This window comes from Virgibacillus sp. (assembly GCF_013393565.1).
GTDB lineage: Bacteria > Bacillota > Bacilli > Bacillales > Amphibacillaceae > Virgibacillus > Virgibacillus dokdonensis.
Window position 1 is genome coordinate 1 of record NZ_JABXHF010000008.1, and the last position, 19,141, is coordinate 19,141.

Consider the following 19,141-nt stretch of genomic DNA (forward strand, 5'->3'; position numbering starts at 1 on the left):
CGGAGTGCAACCTCAGAAATATACTCTTGTGACACAGGATTAAAGTCCATTTCTTTTGGTAGCCCATTCTTTCTCAGAAGACCGTTGGAATGCTCATTTAGCCCCCTTTGGGATGGCGTTCCAGGATCTGCAAAATAAATATCAACATCTTGTTCATTGCTGATGGATTTCCAATTGGAAAACTCTTTCCCGCAGTCAAAGATAATGGACTTAAATAAGTGTTTTGGTAATCGCTCAAACCATTGATTGAGCGATGTTTCAATATTGGTTGCCTGTCTACCAGCTGGTTTAATTGCGATGATGCATTTTGTTAAACGCTCAACAAGCGTGATGACAGCGCTCTTGTGATGACGTCCCACAATGGTATCTCCTTCTAGATGACCAAATTCTTTCTTGTAATTTGGGTGATCGTGATCACGATCAAGGATGGTGCGGCGAAATTTTTGTTTTCCTCTTCTTTCCTGGTGACCATTTGGTTTGCGTTTGCCTTGCATAGGTAAATCATTTTGGTTAAATTCGCCTGATGAAAACTTTCGATAAAGCGTGCGCATGCTGCAGGAGATAGTCTTTTCGTTTCGTCCGATTATTACATCAGGCGTCCAGCCATCGCGGACTTTTTCATGAATATAGGCTTTTTCGTTAGGTGTTAATTGAATCTTTTTACGACCACATGTCGCTTTATTCGCTTGATATTGTAGATAAACGTCTATCGCAGTAAGTCCTTCTTTCAGTTGTCTAATAACACGATAAACAGCTTCATGGCCACGCTTTAATTTATTGGCAATTTTTCGACCAGAAAGGCCGAATTCATGATATTCCTCTATGAATACCAGTTCTGTTTTGGTAAGATGGGTGTAGGACATGTCAGATACACTCTCCTTAACTTTGGTTGGTTATTCGTTGAGTATATCATGACATGTCTTTTTTGGTGTCTCGCTTAATTTTACAATCTAGGAAACAAAAGCTTTCGTTCAAGTTTTCTAAATTTTTTAAAGGAGCATTTGGAAGGTATTTTGATTATATAAAGGGAGGAAAAAAGAGATGAATATACTAATTGGCGGTGCTTGGCCATATGCAAATGGATCATTGCACTTAGGGCATATCTCTAGTCTTTTGTCTGGAGATATTTTAGCGCGTTATTACAGGGCAAAGGGTGATCAAGTGCTATATGTGTCTGGAAGTGATTGTAATGGAACACCTATTACAATACGGGCCAAACAAGAGGGAGTGGAACCAAAACAAATAGCCAATACGTATCATAAAGAGTTTAAACAATGTTTTGATCAGCTTGGCTTCACTTACGATTGCTATACACGTACAGATGCACAACATCACCATACCACGGTTGGAGAAATATTCACCACCTTAATGGAAAAGGGTAACATTTACCGCAAAGAGGTGGAACAAGCTTATTGTAGTACTTGTGAACAGTTTTTACCTGATCGTTTCGTAGAAGGTATTTGTCCACATTGTGGAAAAGAAGCACGTGGAGATCAATGTGAGCATTGCTCCAAGATACTTGAATCATTAGAACTGGTGAATAAAAAATGTAAACTATGTGGCAGTTCACCTGTAACAAGAAACACAGAGCATTTTTATTTTAAATTGAGTACTTTTCAACAGTTATTGGAGCATTACCTCAAAGATATGAAAGAAACGGGGACTTGGCGAGAAAATGCACTTAAAATAGCAGAAAGATATTTACAGGAAGGCTTACATGATAGAGCAATTTCAAGAGACCTACCAGTCGGTGTACCTGTACCTGTTGAAGGTTATGAGTACAAAAAAATTTACGTTTGGTTTGAAGCAGTTGCTGGTTATTATACCGCTAGTAAAAAATGGGCAGAGGATAATCATAAGGATCATACTTCTTTTTGGGGGGAGGACGCGATCTCTTATTATGTTCATGGAAAGGATAATGTCCCGTTTCATGCAATTATTTGGCCAGGTATATTATTAGGTATAAATAAGCCGGCCCTTCCAACTTATATGGTTTCTAATGAGTATGTAACGATCGAGAAGAAAAAGCTATCTACTAGCAAAAACTGGGCGGTTTGGGTCCCGCACATGTTGGAGAAATATGACCCAGATTCCATACGATATTTCTTAACAATCAATGCTCCTGAACATAGAGATGCTGATTTTTCCTGGCGTGAATTTGTCTATAGCCATAATAGCGAGCTGCTTGGAGCTTATGGTAACTTTGTGAATAGGAGTGTGAAATTTATTGAAAAATTCTTTCATGGAGTCGTGCCTGAAGGACAGATTAATAAAGAAATGAAGCATCAGGTAGATGAGCTTTATCATCAAGTGGGTACAATGATTGAACACACTCATTTTAAACAAGCGCTAGAGTTAATTTTTGAGTTTATTAGGGGTGTTAATAAATATTTTGATCAGCAAAAGCCATGGCTTCAAGTAAAAACTTCTCCTAAAGATTGTCAAAATACGTTAAGAAGTTGTGTCTATATTATTGTCAATTTAGCTCAGTTATTACATCCGTTTCTACCATTTTCCAGTGATAAATTGAAACAAGCATTTAACATAGAGGAAATACAATGGAAAGCCATTGATAGTAATGATTCATCTTCTATAAACATTTCTGAACCGTTATTTGAAAGAATCGATGTCATTGTTATTGATAAAGAAATAGAACAGTTAAGAAAGCAATCCTCTTTATAAGGGGATTGCTTTCTTGTACGATAGGAAAGTACAAAAGTCTAAAGGTCTAGTATAAGAAGAACTACGGCTTTCGCTAAAAGAATTGGCGAATACCTGAATTTTTAGAAAGCAAAGGTGAATAAAATGAGTGAATTCAAGCTAGGAATGAAGGAGAATTATGTTCAGTTTTTCTTATTAGTAATTACGAACTTGTTTGTTGGTTCAATGGTTGGGATAGAAAGAACCGTTTTGCCGATTATAGGCGAAGATCAATTCGGACTGGCATCAACAAGTGCTGCGTTGTCTTTTATTATCAGCTTTGGTTTTTCTAAGGCGATCGTAAATTATTTTGCTGGTCATATAGCAGATCGATTTGGTCGTAAGCAGGTGTTATTACTTGGTTGGATCGTCGGTTTATCTGTTCCTATGTTGATTATTTTTGCGCATGCATGGTGGGTTATCGTTTTTGCCAATATCTTACTGGGAATTAATCAAGGATTGGCTTGGTCCATGACGGTTAATATGAAAATTGATCTTTCCAAGTCGAATGAAAGAGGAACAGCAGTGGGGTTAAATGAATTCGCTGGTTATTCTGGAGTAGCTTTATTGGCAGCTATTTCAGGTTATGTCGCTTCTACTTATTCTTTGAGACCCCAGCCATTTTATATCGGAATAGGAATTTCGGTGGTAGGGATACTGTTATCATTAACTGTGAGAGATACAAGGCATCATATAGAGTTACAAATGAAGCAAAGCGCAGCTATGACAAATAGTGGAGGAGATTTATCATCGAGAAAAATCTTTCAATTAACTACATGGCAGGACAAGAATCTTTCAGCTATTAGCTTTTCAGGTCTATCTACTAATCTCAAAGATGGAATGGCATGGGGGTTGTTCCCATTATATTTTACTTCTGTTGGATTATCGGTAGCGCAAACTGGAACCATAGTTGCATTATACCCAGCTGCATGGGGGTTTTTTCAATTATTTACAGGAATATTAAGTGATAAAATTGGTAGAAAGAAATTAATTACTTATGGCATGTGGATACAAGCTATTGCGCTGTGGTTTATTTTGCTAGTTAGCAGTTTTTCACTATGGGTCGCTGGAGCTTTAATATTAGGTTTAGGAACGGCAATGGTTTATCCGACGTTGCAAGCTGCTATTGGTGATGTCGCTGCACCTAACTGGAGAGCTTCTTCAATGGGGGTGTATCGGTTTTGGCGAGATAGCGGCTATGCTTTTGGTGCGTTACTAGCTGGACTCATAGCTGATGTGATGGGGGTCGGCTGGGCGATAGGAATGGTAGCTTTATTGCCATTTTTAGCTGGTGTAGTTGCTAGAGTGCGTATGGATGAGACGTTGGATATGGAAGTGTGAATAATTAAGGAAGAAGGCACCAATATTTCTTTTGAAAAGGTAAGGTAACTTTAGGATTAAAATTATCAAATTTGAGGTAAAAAAAAGCCTAATAAGCGGCTTTCAACAAGTTTTCTAAGATTTAGCAGACGTTACATTTTCATTTTTAGCCTCTATATATAAAAAAGCTTGGCGATAAGCCAAGCTTTTTTTAAAAGATAAGAAAGTATAAAATTTGATGCTATGGCGTAACCAAATAACCGAATGAGCCCCGTCCGGCTCCAGCGCCCACCAACTAGGCGACTTCACTTCATTGCCCTAAGCTAAGTCACCATCGGTTCGTGCTAAATATTGAGGTCGACTAAAAAACGGGCTTGCCTTAGGGCGTCGGCATACCCCTGATTTAGTGGCATGGTTCCTAAAACTTCAGTGGTTTCGTTCCACTCGCTACGTTGCTAAACGGGGGCTTGTGCCTTTGTTCCACTATAGGAAAGTATAAAAGTCTATAGGTTTATGGTATAAGAAAAACTACGCCATTCGCCATAAGACTTGGCGACAAGCCAAGTTTTTCTAATGTGGAGTGAATCAATGGGTTTTATAATGATGATCACCTATGTCTACATTATAGTTGTACTTAATCAAAATAATACCAAAAAACAACCAAATTATACAGAAATTTTAATACACCTTGTTATACATTAATATGTCACAAAGAAATTATTGACTGTAAACGCTTTTAAATATATAATGTAATCAAACATAACCAATACTTAACCAAGATATGATATTAAGTTGTTGTTTTTACTTTTATTAGGATATAATTAACAAGTTATTGGTTAACTTTATTAATAAAATATGGAAGGGTGTAATTTTAATGACGAATATTGCATGGGGAATCGCACCGATTGGTTGGAGAAATGATGACATTCCTGAAATTGGAGCAGAAAACACGCTATCACATGTTTTAAGTGACATTGCTGTTGCTGATTATGCAGGAACAGAAGTGGGAGGCTTCTTTCCGGAAGCAGAAGTATTAAATAAGGAATTGGAACTTCGCAAATTAAGAATTGCTGGTAAGTGGTTTAGTAGTTATATTATTCGAGATGGTATCGAAGAGGCGGAAAAAGCATTTCGTAAGCATTGTGAATATTTAAATGCGGTAAATGCAGATGTCGCTGTAGTATCTGAACAAACGTATAGCATTCAGGGAACTGATAAGAATGTATTTGCCGAAAAACCGTTTTTTTCAGATGGAGAATGGGACCGTTTATGTAGCGGATTAGATCTTCTTGGTAAGGTAGCGCATGAATATGAGTTGAAACTTGTCTATCATCATCATATGGGAACGGGTATTCAAACCCTAGAAGAGGTCGATCGTTTAATGTACAATACAGACCAAAATTATGTGAATTTGCTTTATGACACAGGGCATATCTATGTGTCTGATGATGAATATATGCATCTACTAAATAAGCATATAGATAGAATAAAACATGTTCATTTTAAAGATGTTCGTAAAGATGAAAAAGAGGAATGTAACAAAGAGGGGAAATCATTTTTACAATCATTTTTAGCTGGAATGTTCACGGTTCCTGGTGATGGGAATATTGATTTTGTCCCAGTTTATAAAAAATTGCTTGCATCTGGATATGAAGGGTGGATTATTATAGAAGCAGAACAAGATCCTAATAAAGCGCATCCTTTAGAATATGCCTTAAAAGGAAAAAAGTACATTGATGAGACATTATTGCCTTTAAATAAATCATTGGCATCTATACAGTAATTTTCTCTGGCGTCATCTCATCATTCTATCTAAAATAAGTCGAATATTTATGACACAGGAGGGGCTGGGAGCTAATTGAAGAAAATAAATTTGGGAATTGTTGGTTTAGGAAGAATGGGTTTTACTCATGCTGAAAATATTGTGGAGAGAATTCCAGAAGCTGTATTGGTAGCTGTTTGTAGTTTTGTGGATGAAGAACTCCAAATGGCAAAAACAAAGCTAGGTGTGGAGAAAACGTATACAAGTTTTGAAAATATGCTCTTGGATGCTGAAATTGATGCAGTAGTGATTGCTTCTCCATCGGGGCTTCATGGTGAACATATCCGTTTAGCTATGAAAAAAGGGCTGCATGTATTTTGTGAAAAGCCAATCGGTGTAGAAGTAGAAGATATAGAAAAAACGATTGAAGTAGTAGAAGGTTATCCGAAACAAATATTCCACTTAGGCTTTATGAGACGTTATGATAAGTCTTATCAATACGCAAAACAAAAGGTAGACAATGGTGAAATTGGTGATTTAACTTTAATTCGCTGTTATGGCATTGATCCAGCTTCTGAATTAGAAAATTTTGTGAAATTTGCAACAAACAGTAAAAGTGGTGGGCTATTCGCTGACATGGCTATCCATGATATCGATTTAGTCAGATGGTTCTCTGGAAAAGAAGTGAAACGCGTGTGGGCAATTGGAAAGAATACTACTTATCCTGAATTAGATGATTTAGGTGATTTAGAAACTGGAGCCGCTATGATGCAATTAGAGGATGATACAATGGCTCTTTTAGTTGCCGGTAGAAATGCGGCGCACGGTTATCATGTGGAAACGGAACTAATAGGGTCAAAAGGAATGCTGCGCATTGCGCAGGAACCTGAAAAGAATCAAGTTTCCATTTTTAATAATCAAGGAGTGGTAAGGCCTACTTCGCAACATTTTTCAGAACGTTTTAAAGAGGCCTTTTTCCGAGAGATGAAAGAATTTATTTTGTGTATTCAGGATGGGAAACAACCAGGTATAACTGTATACGATGGTTTGGAAAGTACAGTAATTGCGAATGCTTGTCAAGAATCGGTTGACGCTGGAAAAATGATCGAAATATCTAAATAATTTCATTAAAAGAAGTTAGAAACGAGGGGGATACATTGAATGCGTTTGCCCTAGTGACATTTGTTGTCATTATAGCTCTAGTATGGCTTTATGCATGGCGGAAAAGTAGAAATATTGATATTTCTACTGCAGAAGGATTTTTTATGGGAGGTCATAGTCTAACGGGGTTGTCTATAGCAGGGACAATCATTATGACGAACTTATCAACAGAACAACTAGTTGGACAGAATGGTCAAAGTTATGCAGCTGGTATGGAAGTCATGGCTTGGGAGGTCACCTCTGCAATTGCGATTGTTTTATTAGCTTTAGTTTTTCTTCCGAGGTACATGAAGTATGGCGTAAATACGATTTCTGACTTTATTGAAATTCGCTATGATACGTTTACAAAAAGGCTTATCTCCATACTGTTTATGTTTACGTACTTGACTTCATTTTTGCCTGTAGTACTTTATTCTGGAGCTTTGGTTTTTAATAAGTTGTTTAACATAGATGAAATTCTAGGTGTAGATCCACTAATAGCAGTTGCTATTTGTGCAGCTTTTATTGGCGCTGTAGGAGTTTTATACCTCTTAATGGGAGGGCTTTCATTAAGTGCTTTTAGTGATACTATTTATGGATTTGGTCTACTTACAGGAGGTATACTGATATTAATCTTGGGAATAGTGACACTTGGAAATGGAAGCGCTATGGACGGGGTTCATTTTATTCGTGAAAATACAGCGGAAAAGTTAAATGCTTGGGGCGCTATAGATTCTGATTATGTCCCGTGGCCTACCTTAATGTTAGGGATGTTGTTCAATAATTTATATTTTTGGTGTTGTAATCAAATGATTGTGCAAAAAGCGCTAGGTGGAAAAAGTTTGAAAGAAGGACAAAAAGGTGCGCTTTATGTAGCTTTCTTTAAAGTTTTTGGAGCCTTATTTCTAGTATTACCGGGTATTGTTGCTTTTAATATGTTTGATGGAGGCATTGCTAATCAAGATGACGCTTATCCGAGTTTAGTTTCGGCAGTGTTACCTGAATGGGCATATGGCATCTTTGCGGCTGTTATATTTGGTGCAATATTAAGCTCATTTGTTGGTTCATTAAACTCAACGGCCACTTTGTTTTCTTTGGATTTTTACAAGCCAATTTTTAATAAAGATGCAACAGATAGACAAGTCGCTAGGATGGGGAAAATTGTAACCGTCATTGTTGGGTTTATATCAATAATCATTGCGCCATTAATTGCTTTTGCACCAACTGGCTTATATAACGTTATACAGGAGTTTAACGGGTTATATAGTTTGCCGTTACTAGTTATTATTCTATTTGGTTTTTGGAACAAGCGAGTTACTGCGCAAGGGGCCAAAATTACTTTCTCCTTCCACCTTGTTGTTTATATTGCAGCTCAAGGGTTGCTCGCTGAGATAAACTATCTTTATATATTTAGTGTTTTATTTATATTAGATTGTTTCGTTTTATGGATGTCAACAAGAATAAATCCATTAAAAGAACCTTTTCAATTCCAAGCAAATCTTAATAAGGTTGATATGACTCCTTGGAAACATGTGAAATGGGTGAGTGCCATAGCTTTGTTATTAGTGGTAATTATGTATACTGTTTTCTCGCCTGTTGTGTTAGCTAATTAAAGGAAAATAACAACGATGAAATATCTAAAAGAGAGAGGATATCAAATCATGGAAAAAGAAAAAGTGAATGTAGTAGGAGTAATTGGAGCAGGAAGAATTGGGAGATTGCATATTAATAATATGAGAAATATGCCTAATGTACGTCTGAAAACAGTATCAGATCCCCAGGCTGATCATATGAAAGATTGGTTTTCTGAGTCTGGAGTGGAAAATTTAACCAAAGACTATAAAAATATTATAAGCGATCCAGAAATTAATGTGGTTTTTATATGTGCTCCTACCAGTTTGCATGTTCAAATTATCACAGAAGCAGCAAAAGCAGGAAAGCACATCTTTTGCGAAAAGCCGATATGCTTTTCGGATGAAAATACGTGTAAAGCTCATAAGGTAGTAAAACAAGCTGGTGTGAAGTTTCAATTGGGCTTTAATAGAAGATTTGATCGTAACTTTGCAAAAACGAAAGAGTTGGTAAAAAATAAAGCTATTGGTGATTTGCATATTTTAAAGATTCAATCTCGAGATCCCGAACCACCCTCTTTGGAATATGTATCTCACTCTGGTGGTATATTTATGGATATGAGTATTCATGATTTTGATATGGCCCGTTTCATATCGGGTTCTGAGGTTGAAGAAGTATATGTGGTAGGTGGAGCGCTCATAAATCCAGAGATTAAGCAGTATGAAGATATTGACACAGCATTAATTACTTTAAAATTTGAAAACGGTTTAGTAGGTGTTATTGACAATAGTCGACAAGCTGTATATGGATATGATCAGCAATTAGAGGCATTTGGGTCAAAAGGATCAGCAAAAGTAAATAATGAAAAAGAATCTAGTGTTGAGGTTCTATTAAAAGAGGGTGTAAAAAGTAGTAACCCGCTACACTTCTTTTTAGAAAGATATAATGATGCTTTTATTGAAGAGGTAGAACAGTTTTTTGAAGCAATTAATAACGATGAGGAAGTTCCTTGTGGCTTCGTTGATGGCATCATGGCACAGCGAATTGCTTCTGCGGCAAAAGAATCGTTATTAACTGGACTTCCAATAAAAGTAGAAAAATATCAATAATTTTTTTCTGTTTGTGGATAATGGAGAAAATTAAATCTTATAGATGTCGTATAAAAATAAGGTATTAACAATAGGGGGGAAGGTATATGCCGTTACTTACGTTTGATTTGATAGAAGGTAGGACGGAAGAAGAAATCAAGTTATTATTAGATGCATCTCACCGTGCTGTTGTTAAAGCATTTGAAGTTCCTGAGGGTGATAGATATCAAATAGTTCATCAGCATCCCAAACATGAACTAATCATAGAAGATACAGGCTTAGGATTTAAAAGAAGCGATGAAGTTGTGGCTATTTCTGTAAGAAGTACACCTCGAACGGATAAGCAAAAGAAATTATTCTATAACCTCCTTGTCAAGGAATTGAATGAGATTTGCGGTATGGACTCGAAGGATGTAATGGTTTCAATTGTGACGAACAGTGCAAGCGATTGGAGCTTTGGATTTGGTGAGGCACAATTTTTAAATGGTGAGTTATAGATTTAATACAAAAAACGTAACAGAATAGATAAAGTGCTATTTATCCCGGGTAGAAGGTGCTGTAACACTCTCGCTCAAAGAATTGGAGATGCGAATCTGTACAAGTCTAAGTGGTACATAAAACATCTAAGTCACTTCCTTCTTAAGAGGCGATGATATCCTTGGGTTACTGATAATCGGTGGGGTGAGACCCCGCCGATTGAGAATCACTTTATCCTGTTATGTTTTTTTATTTTGCACGATAGGAAAGTATAAAATTTTTAGGGTTATAGTATGAGAAAGAGATGGCGTTCTAGGTTATAAAGACTTTGGTAATATAAAAATGGAATGGAGATAATGAGAAAATATAGCTAATAGCATGTAAAAATTGAAAAAGTAGCAACACAATGCCGTATTTTAAGAAGCGTGGGTAAGGGGAAAGAAAAGGGCAGAATGTATAACATTAGCCCCTAGCAAATGAAGGTGGATGAGCAAGGGATTTTAGAAGTTTAATGACTTTTATTTTGATTGACATAATTAATTTTAATACCTTTCTCCTTACAATAGACTTTATAGTTTTCTGGAATAGAATCTGAAGTAATGATTTGATGAAACTTTTCAACATTTGAATAGGTGACTAAAGCGGCTTTATCGAATTTTGAATGATCGACTAGCAGAATGTTTCGATCCGTCTTTTCGACAATGCGGCTTTTAATATCATATTCTAGTAAATCTGAATTCGTAACACCGCGTTCAATTGAAAGTCCTGTTGCTGCCATAAAGCTTTTGGTAATATTGATGCGTTTAAAGTATTCCCAAGACTCTACATTGACAAAAGATCTGGTAGCACGTTTATATGTCATACCTATTAATATGAGCTGATAATTACTTAACTCAGCGGCTTTATTAATAATATTTAAGTTATTGGTAATGATGGTTACTCTTTTTTCCGGATCAAAAAAATCGCCTATACAACTAGTTGTTGTACCGGAATCAATAAAAACAAGATCGTTATCCTCAATTTCCGTCGCTGCGGCTTTACCAATGGCTATTTTCTCTTCTGAATGGCTGGAGTGGCGATGCTCGTAGGGTTTAAGCTGATTAGAAACAGAAGCAACTCCACCATAGACTTTTTTTATTGTCCCATTTTCTACAATTTTGTTTATATCACGACGAATAGTGTTTTTAGACACATTAAACTTATCACAAAGTTCATCAATGCTTGCACTACCGTTTTCGTGAACGTAAGCTTCAATTTCCTGTATTCTTTTTAATTTCATTTTAAGCGCTCCTTAGTCATATTATTGTATTTCAAGATACCATTTTCATAGTAGTTAATCAACAGTTAACCATGTTTTAATAATAAAGTGATGATAATAAATGATCAAACCTTGACTTTAATATAAGTTTAATATAATATTGAATTGTAATCAACATATAACTAAATGTTAATCAAAAGATAACAATAAAACTCAAAAAGAGGTGTTCATAATGGGTGAAATTAGAACTTTGAAAAACTTTGTGAATGGAAAATGGGTTGGAAGTGAAACGAAAACTTTTGAAGATGTTTTAAATCCAGCAACAGAGGAAGTCGTTGCAAGAGTTCCTATTTCCACAAAAAAAGAATTAGATGAAGCCGTAGAAATAGCCAGTGAAGCTTTTCAATTATGGAGTAACACTGCTGTACCAAAAAGAGCACGTATCTTATTTAAGTTCCAACAGTTACTCATGGAAAACAAGGAGGATCTTGCTCGTTTAATAACGATTGAAAATGGAAAGGCATACAGTGAAGCTCTAGGGGAAGTGCAACGTGGAATTGAAAATGTAGAATTTGCTGCTGGAGCACCTTCTTTAACAATGGGAGATTCATTATCATCCATTGCTACCGATGTAGAAGCGACCAATTATCGTTACCCTATTGGTGTAGTTGGCGGAATCTCACCTTTCAATTTTCCAATGATGGTGCCTTGTTGGATGTTCCCAATGGCCATTGCATGTGGAAACACATTTATTTTGAAACCATCCGAACGTACGCCACTTTTAACAGAAAAATTAGCTGAATTGTTTAAAGAAGCTGGTCTTCCAGATGGTGTGTTTCAAATTGTAAATGGTGCACATGATGTAGTGAATGGAATACTCGAACATCCAGAAATACAAGCAGTATCTTTTGTAGGGTCAGAACCTGTTGGAAAGTATGTTTACCAAAAAGGTTCTGAAAATCTTAAGCGCGTGCAAGCTTTAACTGGTGCTAAAAACCATACCATTGTTTTAAATGACGCAGACTTAGATGAAACGATTCGGAATGTAATCGCTGCTGCTTATGGTTCTGCTGGTGAAAGATGTATGGCTGCATCCGTTGTGGCAGTAGAAGAAGGTATTTATGATGCATTCATGGAACAGCTGGCATCTGAAGCTAAACAATTAAAAATGGGAAATGGATTAGATGAAGAGGTGTTTTTAGGGCCAGTTATTCGTAAAGAACATCAGCAAAAAACATTTGATTATATTCAAAAAGGTGTAGACGAAGGTGCTACATTAGTATTGGATGGTCGTGAAGGAATTCCAAGTGAAGGATATTTTGTCGGTCCAACTATATTTACAGATGTCACTCCAGAAATGACCATTTGGAAAGAGGAATTATTTGCGCCTGTTCTTTGTGTTGTGAAAGTGAAGAATCTGGCAGCAGGAGTAGAATTGGCCAATAAATCTGTATTCGCTAATGGTGCATGCTTGTTCACGAATAGTGCAAATGCAATCCGTTATTTCCGTGAAAATATAGATGCGGGTATGCTCGGAGTTAACTTAGGTGTTCCAGCACCAATGGCATTCTTCCCGTTTTCAGGGTGGAAATCATCTTTTTATGGAACATTGCACGCCAATGGAAAAGACGGTGTTGAATTCTACACACATAAGAAAGTGGTTACCGCTAGATATGCAACAAAAGATTTTAAATAAAGGAGCATGGTTATGAGTAAGTTGCAATACAAACCGAACGATCATAACGTTTCTGGAGTTACTATTTTGCAAGATGTTCATGAAAGAAATTCCGATTTAAAATACGTCGCATTTAAACTCATTCAGTTGGATGAACAAGCGACCTATGCTGAAGAATTGACTGATAAAGAAGTATGTATTGTTGTTTTAACAGGAAAGGCTTCTGTAAAAACAGGAGATCAACTGTTTGAAGAATTAGGAACACGCGATTCCGTATTTGAAAAGAAACCGACAGATAGTGTTTATGTTTCAAAGGATTCTACATTTAAAATAGCTGCAAAAAGTGCTTGTAAGATAGCATTATGCTATGCACCTGCAACAGAAAAACGGCAAGCTCAAGTGATACGGGCAGCTGATAACTCTGTAGAGCATCGAGGGAAATATCAGAATAAAAGAATGGTACACAATATATTACCAGATAGTTCAGCTGTATCTAGTAGTTTACTAGTTGTAGAGGTATATACGGATGAGGGTAATTTTTCAAGTTACCCTCCTCACAAGCATGATCAGGATAATTTGCCAGAAGAATCATTTTTAGAGGAAACGTATTATCATGAAATAGACCCTGAACAAGGCTTTGTGTTCCAGCGTGTGTATACAGATGATCGTTCTTTAGATGAAACGATGAGTGTAGAGCATGGGGATGTAGTTTCCGTTCCCAAAGGCTATCACCCTGTTGGAGTGCCAGATGGTTACACTTCCTATTATTTAAATGTCATGGCTGGTCCTAAAAAGATTTGGAAGTTTCATAACGATTTAGATCATGAGTGGATTTTAAAGAGGAAGTAAAACGCATTCATCCCCCTAAGAAATAGGTGTAGATGAATTGATAATATATCTGGACGGCGCTGTAACATTATTATCTCAATAATTGGAGATGCTTGCTGAACAAATCTAAGTGGGAGATCACAGCGCCTCTAGCACAGCAGTAAATCATGAAAGATAAAGCTTCATTTTATTACACATATACTCTTCATATGGGAAACAGTTATCTGTAGTGACTAGGTGAACAAACTTTCTAATTGGAAATTGGAGGATAAGAGCATGAGGTTAAAAAAAAGAAATAAAAAAATGGATATAATCGCTATTGGTAGAGCGTGTATTGATTTAAATGCTGTTGAATATAATCGGCCAATGGAAGAAACTATGACTTTTCAAAAGTATGTCGGTGGTTCTCCAGCAAATATTGCTATTGGGACGTCAAATTTAGGGCTAAATGTTGGGTTTATTGGAAAAGTATCCGATGATCAGCACGGAAGATTTATAACGACTTATATGGCTGGAAAAGGTGTAGATACATCGCAAATGGTGTCGGATCAAGAAGGAAGGAAGTCGGGGTTAGCCTTTACAGAAATTAAGAGTCCTAGTGAATGTTCTATCTTAATGTATAGAGATAATGTAGCAGATCTTTATTTAACACCACAAGAGGTGGAAGAAAGATATATCCGTGAGTCTGAAGTTCTTTTAGTATCTGGAACAGCTCTTGCACAAAGTCCTTCTCGAGAGGCTGTATTAACTGCTGTTGAATACGCAAAAGCAAACAATGTAAAAGTTATCTTTGAAATCGACTACCGTCCATACACATGGAAATCAGAGGAAGAAGTATCCACTTATTACACATTAGTAGCACAAAAATCGAATATTGTCATCGGTACCCGTGATGAATTTGATATGTTAGAGGGAAAAGAAGCAGGAGATAATCAAGATACTGTAAAGGAATTATTTAAATATGAGCCTGAATTAATTGTCATTAAACACGGTGTCGAAGGATCTTTTGCATATAGTAAAGAGGGAAAAGAATATAAAGCGAACGCTTACAAGACCAAAGTTTTAAAGACATTTGGTGCTGGAGATGCTTATGCTTCTGCATTTCTTTATGCGTTATTTAATGAGAAAGATGTAGAAACCGCTTTAAAATATGCTAGTGCAGCAGCAGCGATTGTTGTTAGTAAGCATAGTTCTTCTGAAGCGATGCCAACCGTTTCAGAGATTGAGGATTTAATCAACGATCAGTCCCAATAGATATGGAGGGGAGATTTTATGGTAGCAACCATTCGTTTAACAACTGCCCAGGCGTTAATAAAGTTTTTAAACCAGCAGTATTTATCTGTTGATGGCAAAGAACATCCTTTTGTTGAAGGTATCTTTCATATATATGGCCATGGCAATGTTCTTGGAATTGGGGAAGCTTTAGAAGAAGACGCAGGCCACTTAAAAACCTTTATGGGAAAAAACGAACAGGGGATGGCTCATGCAGCAATTGCTTTTTCTAAACAATCCCTACGTAAAAAGATCTATGCTTTATCTAGTTCAGCTGGACCAGGATCAGCGAATATGATAACAGCTGCCGGCACAGCTTTGGCTAATCAGATTCCTGTTTTATTCTTACCAGCAGATACATTTGCTACAAGACAGCCAGATCCAGTATTACAACAAATAGAGCAAGAGTCAAGCATTGCTATTTCAACAAATGACGCATTTAAAGCCGTTTCGCGTTATTGGGATCGCGTTCAAAGACCAGAACAGCTAATGTCTGCTTTGATCAGAGCGTTTGAAGTAATGACCAATCCAGCTACGATGGGGCCAGCTACGATTTGCTTACCTCAAGATGTAGAAGGGGAAGCGTACGATTATCCAATTGAATTCTTTCAAAAACGCGTACATTATATCAACCGTACAGTACCTACAAAGCGTGAAATGGAAGGAAGTGTAGAAAGAATTAAAAACAGTCATCAACCAGTAATTGTTGTTGGTGGTGGTTGTAAGTACTCAGAAGCAAGAGAGGAATTAATCCACATCTCAGAACGACATGATATTCCATTAGTAGAAACACATGCTGGGAAATCGACTGTAGAGTGGCAATTCAAAAATAATTTAGGTGGACTAGGAATTTTAGGTACATCTGCTGCAAATAAGGTAGTTAAAGAGGCAGATCTAATTATTGGTATTGGTACAAGATATACCGATTTCACCACTTCTTCTAAAACGTTGTTTAATTTGGAAAAAAGTCAATTCCTTAACATTAATATAAGTCGTATGCAAGCATATAAGTTAGACGCATTTCAAGTTGTCGGTGATGCCAAAGCGACACTAAAGGAGTTAGCGCCACTATTAGAAGGATATAAGGCAAATTATGGTACGCAATTAGAAAAATTAAAAAGGGAATGGCTAGATGAAAGAAAGCGTTTAGCAAATGTTCAATTTAAACGGAAAGATTTTGTTCCTGAAATAGACGGACATTTTTCACAAGAAAAGTTAAACGAATACGCAAATGTTTTACAGACAGAACTAACGCAAACAGAAGTATTTGTTGCATTAAATGAATCGCTTAATGAAGACGCCATTGTTGTTTCGGCGGCTGGTTCATTACCAGGAGATATGCAAAGATTATGGAATCCGGTCGTTCCTAATACGTATCACTTGGAATATGGTTACTCTTGTATGGGGTATGAAATTGCTGGTGCATTAGGAGCACGTCTAGCCGAACCAGATAAAGAAGTGTATGCCTTTGTTGGTGATGGGAGTTTCTTAATGCTACATTCGGAACTTGTTACAGCTATTCAATACAATAAAAAAATTAATATTATTCTATTTGATAACTCTGGATTTGGTTGTATTAATAATCTACAAATGGGTAACGGGTGCGCAAACCAAGGAACAGAATTTAGAACAGCAGCTGGTACAATTTTAAACATAGACTATGCAAAAGTAGCAGAGGGTTACGGCGCTAAGACCTATAAAATAAGTAATCTTGATGAATTGAGACTAGCTATTGAAGATGCGAAAAAACAACCAAATTCTACATTAATTGAAATTAAAGTTCTTCCAAAAACAATGTCAGATGGCTATGAGGGAAGTTGGTGGAATGTCGGTTTATCTGAAGTTTCTAAAAAGGAAAGTATAAATAAGGCATTTCAAAATAAGCAAGAAGCAATGAAGCAGGCGAAAGGGTATTAAGGAATAAATAAAGTAAAAGAGAAAGCTTTGTAAAATTAAATAGGAGAAATGAACATGGCATTAGTAACATTAAATGATATACTTCCTCAAGCTAAACAAGCAGGATATGCTGTAGGACATTTTAACATAAATGGTCTTATTTGGCCACAAGCTATATTAGAAGCAGCTCAAGAGGCAAAGGCTCCTGTTATTATTGCTTCTTCGGATAGATTGGTGGATTATCTTGGTGGTTTCAAACTAATTTCTGATATGGTTCGTAATCTAATGGAAGTTCAACAAATTACTGTTCCGGTTGTATTACATTTGGATCATGGGCAAAGTGTAGAAAGATGTTTTGAAGCGATTGACGCTGGATATAGCTCTGTGATGTACGATGGTAGCCATTTTCCAGTTGCTGAGAATATTAAAAATACGAAGCAAGTAGTAGACTATGCACATGTAAATGGTGTATCCGTTGAAGCAGAAATTGGTACGGTTGGTGGTTATGAAGATGGTCTAATAGGCAATATTTGTTATGCCAATTTACGAGAATGTGTAGAGCTTGTGGAGAAAACAAGAGTCGATGCGCTTGCCGCTGCACTAGGTTCTGTACATGGGAAGTATGTTGGTGAACCAAAGCTAGGATTTAAGCAGATGGCTGAAATATCTAAAGAAGTTGAAATCCCACTTGTCTTACATGGAGCAAGTGGAATACCGTTAGACCAACTGCAAAAATCAATACGCTTGGGGCATGCTAAGATTAATATTAATACTGAAATGAATATAGCTTGGAGAGAAGCACTACAACAAAGTTTAGTAGAAAATCCAGAAGTATATGAGCCAAAGAAATTATTGGAGTTAAGTAAACAGGCAATGAAGGAAACAGTACATGAAAAAATCCAAGAATTTGGTTCAAGTAATAAAGCAATGAAAAAAGTAGAATAGAAGTAATCGTTGATGCTTGTTTTGTGTTTAACTTATAGTTAACTAAACTTGAAACATCATAGTAACCGTAGGAAGTCGAATTTGCTTTTGTGACTTTCTGCGGTTATTTTATGGCGTTAATCAAGAAATTGTTGATGAAAGGATGAACAAATCCACCTATGAACGAAGGTGGGTATAGGTAAAAAAGCTTTCATATCTTAAGAGGTTTAACTGTGCAAAAAAAACGAACATATGTTAGTATAATTGTACAGATTAATTTTGAAAATTTAATTATAGTGAGGTGAAATATTGTATAATTCTCTAAATTACTTTTCAAATGAATAATTTTTGGAATTATGCAAAATCTATGACGGTAGAAGGCATGTGCCAGGAATAAGGTAACTTAACTTTGATGGAGGGATGCAATATGAAAGCGAGCACTTTGACTGTTTTTCAAGAAACATCGGGTTGTTTTAATTCGGTAAATGAATGGAACGACATGTATAATTTCTTTCACGTGAAGCAAACAGAAGAAATGCTGTGTGATGAACAAGAAGGATATATGTTTACGGACGAAAAAGAAACAGAAGATGCTAAGCAGCATATATTACGAAAGGCATTTAATAACATCGTTTTTGTTGAGCGCATTCACCAAGTTGCCTACCGTAATGCTTTAACAAACTCAAATTTAAAAAAAGAAGAAGATCATGCTGATGACATTTTCAAGCAATTACAAGCAGCGTTAACTACTACGGAACAAAAGGATTTACTTACCGAATTAGAGGCTGCATGGAACAGTATGTATGCCGTTTTCTTAGAATACAGTTATTGTCAAGGTATAGCTGATAGTCCTGTGATCCATAAGGAACTAAAGCAATATGGAATTTGTATTTTAAAGGAATGTGCATAGGTTCATTTCATTTTACTTTTGCTTGAATTCTTACATGATAAAGTAACAATATAGATGAGGACACCCTGAAGTTAGCGTGATATTAAACTAACTGTTGGGTGTTTTTATTATTGTATTCAATAAGTATAAGTTAGGAGAATGCCGGTGGGGGATATTGCAAATTAAACCATAAAGGGATCCATCTATGGCAATAAAGGTACTCTGCCTAGATTTTTACAAAAAAGATAGCAATTTTGAAATAATTATATTAGGCTAAAAGTAGATAAGGAAGGGGAAGTACAATGAATAATAGAAACCCAACCGACAGTTTAATTGTCCT

The 19,141-nt window shown here is 36.4% G+C and carries 15 protein-coding genes; 13 read left to right on the forward strand and 2 right to left on the reverse strand.

From position 1 onward, the window contains the following. On the reverse strand, positions 1 to 863 hold an 863-nt coding region (locus tag HLX49_RS02900), incomplete at its 3' end, for an IS30 family transposase (protein WP_296360763.1). A 178-nt stretch (positions 864 to 1,041) separates the two neighbouring features. Between HLX49_RS02900 and metG the strand changes: the two genes are divergently transcribed. The 7 genes from metG (at position 1,042) to HLX49_RS02935 (ending at position 10,079) form a co-directional block, all read left to right on the forward strand. Further along, complete coding sequence (gene metG, locus HLX49_RS02905; RefSeq protein ID WP_296360764.1) at positions 1,042 to 2,682, forward strand: methionine--tRNA ligase; 1,641 nt, start codon at positions 1,042 to 1,044, stop codon at positions 2,680 to 2,682. Between the two features lie 123 nt (positions 2,683 to 2,805). Next, entirely contained in the window at positions 2,806 to 4,041 is a 1,236-nt protein-coding gene (locus tag HLX49_RS02910) for an MFS transporter (RefSeq protein ID WP_296360765.1), read from the forward strand. An 853-nt stretch (positions 4,042 to 4,894) separates the two neighbouring features. Beyond that, positions 4,895 to 5,803: a myo-inosose-2 dehydratase gene (gene iolE / locus HLX49_RS02915; RefSeq protein WP_483372442.1), complete on the forward strand. Its 909-nt coding sequence runs from the start codon at positions 4,895 to 4,897 to the stop codon at positions 5,801 to 5,803. A gap of 75 nt (positions 5,804 to 5,878) precedes the next feature. Beyond that, the gene (gene iolG, locus HLX49_RS02920; RefSeq protein WP_077705980.1) at positions 5,879 to 6,904 is read left to right on the forward strand and encodes an inositol 2-dehydrogenase; all 1,026 of its coding nucleotides are present in this window, start codon (positions 5,879 to 5,881) and stop codon (positions 6,902 to 6,904) included. Between the two features lie 35 nt (positions 6,905 to 6,939). After that, complete coding sequence (locus HLX49_RS02925) at positions 6,940 to 8,535, forward strand: solute:sodium symporter family transporter (RefSeq protein ID WP_077705977.1); 1,596 nt, start codon at positions 6,940 to 6,942, stop codon at positions 8,533 to 8,535. 15 nt (positions 8,536 to 8,550) lie between these two features. After that, entirely contained in the window at positions 8,551 to 9,603 is a 1,053-nt protein-coding gene (gene iolG / locus HLX49_RS02930; RefSeq protein ID WP_237342781.1) for an inositol 2-dehydrogenase, read from the forward strand. Between the two features lie 86 nt (positions 9,604 to 9,689). After that, a complete protein-coding gene (locus tag HLX49_RS02935; protein WP_077705974.1) occupies positions 9,690 to 10,079 on the forward strand; it encodes a tautomerase family protein in 390 nt (129 codons plus the stop codon). A gap of 488 nt (positions 10,080 to 10,567) precedes the next feature. Here HLX49_RS02935 and HLX49_RS02940 read toward each other — a convergent pair whose 3' ends face one another. Continuing rightward, on the reverse strand, positions 10,568 to 11,338 hold the full coding sequence (locus HLX49_RS02940) for a DeoR/GlpR family DNA-binding transcription regulator (RefSeq protein ID WP_296360766.1): 771 nt from the start codon (positions 11,336 to 11,338) through the stop codon (positions 10,568 to 10,570). A gap of 211 nt (positions 11,339 to 11,549) precedes the next feature. Here HLX49_RS02940 and HLX49_RS02945 point away from each other — a divergent pair, with 211 nt between their 5' ends. The 6 genes from HLX49_RS02945 to HLX49_RS02970 all read left to right on the forward strand — a co-directional run bounded on the left by HLX49_RS02945 (position 11,550) and on the right by HLX49_RS02970 (position 18,822). Next, positions 11,550 to 13,013 (forward strand): CoA-acylating methylmalonate-semialdehyde dehydrogenase, encoded by a 1,464-nt coding sequence (locus tag HLX49_RS02945; protein WP_296360767.1) that lies wholly within the window; start codon positions 11,550 to 11,552, stop codon positions 13,011 to 13,013. A 12-nt stretch (positions 13,014 to 13,025) separates the two neighbouring features. Then, positions 13,026 to 13,841, forward strand: a complete 816-nt coding sequence (gene iolB / locus HLX49_RS02950; protein ID WP_101932507.1) for a 5-deoxy-glucuronate isomerase — start codon at positions 13,026 to 13,028, stop codon at positions 13,839 to 13,841. A 255-nt stretch (positions 13,842 to 14,096) separates the two neighbouring features. After that, positions 14,097 to 15,074, forward strand: a complete 978-nt coding sequence (gene iolC, locus HLX49_RS02955) for a 5-dehydro-2-deoxygluconokinase (RefSeq protein ID WP_101932506.1) — start codon at positions 14,097 to 14,099, stop codon at positions 15,072 to 15,074. 18 nt (positions 15,075 to 15,092) lie between these two features. Continuing rightward, complete coding sequence (gene iolD, locus HLX49_RS02960) at positions 15,093 to 17,009, forward strand: 3D-(3,5/4)-trihydroxycyclohexane-1,2-dione acylhydrolase (decyclizing) (RefSeq protein WP_077705961.1); 1,917 nt, start codon at positions 15,093 to 15,095, stop codon at positions 17,007 to 17,009. Between the two features lie 54 nt (positions 17,010 to 17,063). After that, the gene (gene fba / locus HLX49_RS02965; RefSeq protein ID WP_077705958.1) at positions 17,064 to 17,933 is read left to right on the forward strand and encodes a class II fructose-1,6-bisphosphate aldolase; all 870 of its coding nucleotides are present in this window, start codon (positions 17,064 to 17,066) and stop codon (positions 17,931 to 17,933) included. A gap of 406 nt (positions 17,934 to 18,339) precedes the next feature. Next, complete coding sequence (locus tag HLX49_RS02970; RefSeq protein ID WP_077705955.1) at positions 18,340 to 18,822, forward strand: hypothetical protein; 483 nt, start codon at positions 18,340 to 18,342, stop codon at positions 18,820 to 18,822. Positions 18,823 to 19,141: the final 319 nt, after the last annotated feature.

Bases quoted from the DNA above. Each gene is read 5' to 3' on its own strand.
- HLX49_RS02970 (WP_077705955.1), top strand. From the start codon at position 18,340: ATGAAAGCGAGCACTTTGACTGTTTTTCAAGAAACATCGGGTTGTTTT.
- iolG (WP_237342781.1), top strand. From the start codon at position 8,551: ATGAAATATCTAAAAGAGAGAGGATATCAAATCATGGAAAAAGAAAAA.
- HLX49_RS02935 (WP_077705974.1), top strand. From the start codon at position 9,690: ATGCCGTTACTTACGTTTGATTTGATAGAAGGTAGGACGGAAGAAGAA.
- HLX49_RS02910 (WP_296360765.1), top strand. From the start codon at position 2,806: ATGAGTGAATTCAAGCTAGGAATGAAGGAGAATTATGTTCAGTTTTTC.
- iolD (WP_077705961.1), top strand. From the start codon at position 15,093: ATGGTAGCAACCATTCGTTTAACAACTGCCCAGGCGTTAATAAAGTTT.
- iolC (WP_101932506.1), top strand. From the start codon at position 14,097: ATGAGGTTAAAAAAAAGAAATAAAAAAATGGATATAATCGCTATTGGT.
- metG (WP_296360764.1), top strand. From the start codon at position 1,042: ATGAATATACTAATTGGCGGTGCTTGGCCATATGCAAATGGATCATTG.
- HLX49_RS02945 (WP_296360767.1), top strand. From the start codon at position 11,550: ATGGGTGAAATTAGAACTTTGAAAAACTTTGTGAATGGAAAATGGGTT.
- HLX49_RS02940 (WP_296360766.1), bottom strand. From the start codon at position 11,338: ATGAAATTAAAAAGAATACAGGAAATTGAAGCTTACGTTCACGAAAAC.
- iolE (WP_483372442.1), top strand. From the start codon at position 4,895: ATGACGAATATTGCATGGGGAATCGCACCGATTGGTTGGAGAAATGAT.
- iolB (WP_101932507.1), top strand. From the start codon at position 13,026: ATGAGTAAGTTGCAATACAAACCGAACGATCATAACGTTTCTGGAGTT.
- fba (WP_077705958.1), top strand. From the start codon at position 17,064: ATGGCATTAGTAACATTAAATGATATACTTCCTCAAGCTAAACAAGCA.